The organism is Variovorax sp. CF313, assembly GCF_000282635.1.
In the GTDB taxonomy this organism is placed as follows: domain Bacteria; phylum Pseudomonadota; class Gammaproteobacteria; order Burkholderiales; family Burkholderiaceae_C; genus Variovorax.
This window is the reverse complement of the sequence record NZ_AKIW01000106.1, coordinates 1-5,490: the sequence shown is the minus strand read 5'-3', so window position 1 is coordinate 5,490 and position 5,490 is coordinate 1. Positions and strand designations below refer to the sequence as shown.

At 64.4% G+C, this 5,490-nt stretch carries 4 protein-coding genes; all 4 read left to right on the top strand.

Features of this window, described 5'->3' with window-relative positions; genetic code table 11:
• Positions 1-1,423 (top strand): DUF2345 domain-containing protein (locus PMI12_RS24145; RefSeq protein ID WP_007837706.1); only part of this gene is annotated, 1,423 nt, incomplete at its 5' end.
• A 53-nt stretch (positions 1,424-1,476) separates the two neighbouring features.
• Positions 1,477-3,552, top strand: a complete 2,076-nt coding sequence (locus PMI12_RS24140) for a phospholipase D-like domain-containing protein (RefSeq protein WP_007837705.1) — start codon at positions 1,477-1,479, stop codon at positions 3,550-3,552.
• A 135-nt stretch (positions 3,553-3,687) separates the two neighbouring features.
• Positions 3,688-4,992 carry a tetratricopeptide repeat protein gene (locus tag PMI12_RS24135; protein WP_007837703.1) on the top strand — a complete coding sequence of 435 codons (1,305 nt, stop codon included), beginning with the start codon at positions 3,688-3,690 and terminating at the stop codon, positions 4,990-4,992.
• 79 nt (positions 4,993-5,071) lie between these two features.
• On the top strand, positions 5,072-5,490 hold a 419-nt coding region (locus tag PMI12_RS24130), incomplete at its 3' end, for a tetratricopeptide repeat protein (protein WP_007837702.1).

Sequence of the window (5,490 nt, the reverse complement as noted above, 5' to 3'; positions counted from 1 at the left end):
GCCACGCATCGGGCAGGAGGTCATCGTCGACTTCCTCAATGGCGATCCGGACTGCCCCATCGTCACCGGGCGTGTGCACAACGCCGACGAGATGCCGGCCTGGCAGCTACCCGATCAGAAGCACCTTTCGGGCCTCCGCAGCCGGGAACTGGGCGGCGGCCGCAGCAACCATCTCGCACTCGATGATTCGAGCGGCAAGGTCCAGGCCCAGCTCAAGAGCGACCATCAAAGCTCCAGCCTGAGCCTGGGGCACATCGCGCGCATCGAGGACGTGGCAGGCCGCAAGGACGACCGGGGCCAGGGCTTCGAACTGCGCACCGACGGGCACGGCGCGGTGCGCGCCGCGAACGGCCTGCTGCTGAGCACCGAGGCCCGCGCGAACGCCCAGGCCCACATCGCGGACATGCGCGAGACCACCGCCAGGCTCACCCAGGCACGTGATCTGCACGAAGGATTGAGTCAGGCTGCGCAGGAAGCCAAGGCGCACGAGAGCGGCGACCAGGATGCAGTGACCAAGGCGCTCAAGGAACAGAACGATGACATCAGGGGCCAGGGCAGCGACCCGGCCCACGGCATCTTCCCCGAATTCCAGGAGCCGCACCTGACGCTGGCCAGCCCTGCGGGCATCCAGGCCACGGCCGCCGGCAGCACGCACATCGTGAGTGGCGAGCACACGGCCATCACCAGCGGCGCGCATGCCAGCATCGGCGCCGGCAAGAGCCTGCTGGTCAGTGCGAAGGAGGCCGTGCGCCTGTTCGCCCACAAGGCGGGCATGAAACTCACCGCCGGCAGTTCCGACATCGACATCAGGGCGCTGAAGGCCAGCGTCAATGTGCTGGCCAAGATGAACATCAAGCTGGAGGCCAACCGCATCACGATCACCGCCAGGGACGAGGTGCTCATCAACGGCGGCTCGAGCTACACGCGCTGGAACGCGAATGGCATCGAGCACGGCACCAACGGCCTTTGGCGCGAGCATGCGGCAACGCACAGCCTGGTCGGGCCTGCGAACAAGCCGGTGCCCCCGATCCGATCGACGGCTGCGGCTTTGAAGGAGACACCTCCTGATCCGCAGATCGCGTTCTCCGTACAGCACGTCCCCGGTCCCTCGCCCCTGCTTTTCTCAGGCCAGTCCTACACCCTGCTGAAGAATGGCGCCGAAATCCGCAAAGGCTTGTTCGATGAACACGGACGGCTGACCATCGAGCACGCCGAGAAAGGCGCACGCTACCAGGTCCGGCTCTTCAACGGAACCGTCCACGATGTTCCGGTGGCGCCGGACCGGATGGAACCCGATCCCGGGCAGTCCCGGTACAACGAGCATCAGCTGTCCAACAAGGGGTACCGCGGCGATGGGCAAGACAGCTCGAAGCGCCGGTCGCAGCGCGAGCGCGGCTCGGATGCCGGCCAGGCGTCCACTTGATGGCCCTCATCGACGCCGCCCTATGATGAACCTCTCTCGAGCCGACAACCGACATGGCTGATCTGAACAAGCTCCTCGACGAAATCCAAAAGCCCGAAGTCAGCCACGTCGACATGATCAAGCGGCGCAGCAAGGGCACGCTGCAATGGTTTCTGGAGAAGGACCACAGGACGCACCCGATCCACGACAACAACGCGCTGCAATTCTTCATGTGCGGGCAGGAAGGCTTCGCCGCCATCGAGAAAGACATCCTCGCGGCCGGCAGCAGCATCGACCTGGTGCTGTGGGGCTTCGACCCCGGCATGGAGCTGACCCGCAGCCGAACCACCTGGCCGCACGGCACCACCTACGGTGACCTGCTGGTGCGCAAGGCCGGCGAGGGCGTGAAGGTGCGCATGCTGCTGTGGTTCGACAGCCTGGTGATCAACAAGGCGGCGGGCAACGTGCCGGACTTTCCCGCGTTCTGGGCGCCCACCTCCTTCTCCAAGACCAGCCGGACCACCTGGCCCGAGGGCGCCGATTCCTACGACAACCGTTCCAATTCCGCCTGGGTGCTGACTGACCGCTCCAATTACTGCAAGCAGTGGTGGGAAGACGCGCTGGCCGGGCGCTTCAAGAACCTGGAAGTGCGGCTGCGCCGCGGCAGCCCGCTCGAAATCCACTCCAACCTGGCGCGCTACCTGCCCGACTCGAAGCGCGACCTGAGCGAGGCCGCCAGCATGATCGCGGTGGGCACCCACCACCAGAAGCCGATCCTGATCGACTACGAGCCTGCCGCCGGCGGCAGGCCGCGCAACGTCTGCGGCTACGTGATGGGTCTGAACAGCGTGACCGACTACTGGGACACCACCGCGCACGCCTTCAACGACCCCCGGCGCGAGCTCAGCCCCAACAGCTACACCAACTACGACGAGGCGCGCTGGCACCGCAAGCCGTACCGGGACTACGCCATCCGGGTGCAGGGCGAGGCGCTGCACTGCCTGAACCGGAACTTCGTGCAGGGCTGGGACAGCGCGGCCGGTGTGCAGGTGATCCCAGGACCTGCGGGCAGCCTCTTTCCTGCCAACGGGGCGGGAGCGTTCAGCAAAAAGCTGGGCGACCGGCGCCAGTCGATCCAGGCCCGAGACATCCCGCGCCCGTCAGGCTCGCGCTGCCGCGTCCAGATCCAGCGCACCCAGCCGGAATCCGACGACGGCACCATCCTCAAGGGCTACACGCTGGCCAGCGCCAACGCGCTGAACTACATCTATGTGGAGAACCAGTACTTCCAGCTGAGCGAGTGGCCCAGGCTGCTCAAGGACGTGCGCAAGCGCTACCGCCGCGCCATGCAGGAGGCAGGTGCGGCGCCCACCGACATGGCGCCGCTGCACCTGTTCGTCGTGATCCCGCAGCCCGAGCGCGGTCAGATGGTGCCCAGCACCTACGACACGGTCGGCACGCTGGGTGCCGGCGCGCAGATGGGCGAGTACGACAAGAAGGTGCAGGGGGAACGCAAGCGCCGGGAGGCGGGGGCCAGGAGCGGCGGCGGGCTGGTGGGTGCCTCGGCCAATGCGGTGCCGGTGGATGCACAGGCGCAGCTGCAGGAACTGGGCATCAAGCCGCTGGTGGCGATGCTGCTGACCTTCGACAGCGCGAACCAGGCGAAGAACATCCGCATCAAGGCGCGCGACAGCGAGGCTCAGGACGCGCAGGCGGGCGTGGAAGAGAAAGCCAGGGGCCACGCCGACGACGTGAACCCCGAGAACCTGAGCGACTTCAACATCACGCCCAGGCGCTACCGGGAGATCTACATCCACAGCAAGCTGATGATCGTGGACGACGTGTACCTGACGCTGGGCAGCGCAAACCTGAACGCGCGCAGCATGGCGGCTGACAGCGAACTGAATCTGTGCACGGAGGAGTATGCGTTCACCAAGGCGGCGAGGAAGCGGGTGTGGGGGAATCTGGCGGGGGGTGATTTGGACGGGAAGGAATGTACGAGGGCAGAGACGGCGCAGGTACATGAGGATTGGTTGCAGCGGATGAGTGGCAATCAGGCACTTAGAACTGGGGGAAAGTCTCCAGTAGACGGCAGCTTCATTCACCCCTTTGAAGACCCCCGTGGGGTTCCTTTCGTAAAGCTCGCATAGCCCATGCAAACCACGAAAAACAGGGCGACGCGATGCATCCGCGCAGCGGGTGTCTCGACCTTATTCGCTGTTGCGCTTCTTCTGACCGGGTGCCCCATGCAAGACGACTCCAAGGCCCAACCTCATCAACCACTCATGTCGGACAGCAAATTGCCGCGCTTCACCAGGCTCGACAAGTTCGATCCGCACCGCAAGGACTTCGTCTGCAAACACGAGGCCGACGCCAATCCGCCCATCACGGCAGAAGCCGAAGCGCTGTTCCAGCAGGCGCTGGCGCTGGTGAGCTACGAGAAGTGGTCGGAAGATCGCAACTACGCGAAGGCGGCCCAGCTCTACGAGCAGGCGATGAAGCTGGGCCATTGGAAGGCACAGTTCAACCTGGCAGGGCTCTACCTGCAAGGCCTGGGCGTTGAGCAAGACCCCGAGAAGGCCATCGAGCTGACCGAAGACCTGATGCGCAAGGGTGTACCGGCGGCCTGGGACAACATGGGCACGATGTACATGGGCGGCATCGGCTCGCTCAAGCAGGATGCGACTGTGGCCTATGCGTTCTGGCAGCACGCTGCGGATATGGGGAGCATGGCGTCGCAAACATACATTGGAAAAAAACTGCTTGGGAATCACGATGAACCTCCTTCGTTTTGGGGAAACCGTGCGATCGGATTGAAGATGCTCGAATGCGCGTTTGCTCAGGGGTCCGGGCAAGCAGCTTTTGAACTGGGCGTTACTCGAAACGTCATAGATGAGGACTATTCGCGCGCCCTGAGAATCTTGCATGAAGGTGTCAAGTTTGGGAGCGAACGAAGCGCTGGCTACTTGAGTTCTTCATTTCGACGTGGAGATAGACCCGTGCAAAGTGGACCAGATACATCAAGGGCCGATCGCTATCACGCTCTCGCCAACGCGCTCTACCACAACCCCGACCTGCGCTTCCCCAACCTCGACAAGGTGCTGCCCCTTCCCCCGGCACCGCTGCCCCAGTGGGACATGAGCGAGCCCAAGACGCTCATCGATGCCGCCAAGGCCGTGGTGCCTGCTGCTTCTTCGCTGCCGCAAGCCCCGGCACCGACACCCCAGCGCACCAGTCAACTCGAAGGTGCCGAGCGCGGCGTTCTTGCCGCTCACACGCGTGTGGCCCAAGGCATCGCGCGCGAGGCCGAGTTGCCGACGCCGCGGGTGCGATGCAGCGGCGCCGCGCGCTGCCTCGTCACGGGCATCTGGCAGGCACAGGTCTCTGACGACCACCCGCATGCGGCATCGTTCAATCAGTGGCATCGCCAGTCCTACGTGATGGAAGGCCAGCCCTTTCCCGATCCGCGCGAGCAGCACCTGGACATCGATCCGGCGCAGGTCATCTGGACCTGGTGGAATCAGGCCAACCCTCTGGGCTTCAGCAAGATTCCGCAGGTCGGCGTGGGCAATCCGCCCGTGGTGGGGTGAACGCGCGGTGATGCAAGGCACCCGCACAGCCGGGGCGGCAGTCCTGTTTGCTGCCGCATTCCTTCTGACCGGATGTCCCATGCAAGACGACTCCAAAGCCCAGCCTCACCAACCCTTCATGTCGGACAGCAAGCTGCCGCGCTTCACCAGGCTCGACAAGTTCGATCCGCACCGCAAGGACTTCGTCTGCAAACACGAGGCCGACGCCAACCCGCCCATCACGGCAGAAGCCGAAGCACTGTTCCAGCAGACACTGGCGCTGGTGAGCTACGAGAAGTGGTCGGAAGATCGCAATTACGCCAAGGCGGCCCAGCTCTACGAGCAGGCGATGAAGCTGGGCCACTGGAAGGCGCAGTTCAACCTGGCGGGGCTCTATTTGCAAGGTCTGGGCGTCGAACAGGACCCCGAGAAGGCCATCGAGCTGACCGAAGACCTGATGCGCAAGGGTGTGCCGGCGGCCTGGGACAACATGGGCACGATGTACATGGGCGGCATTGG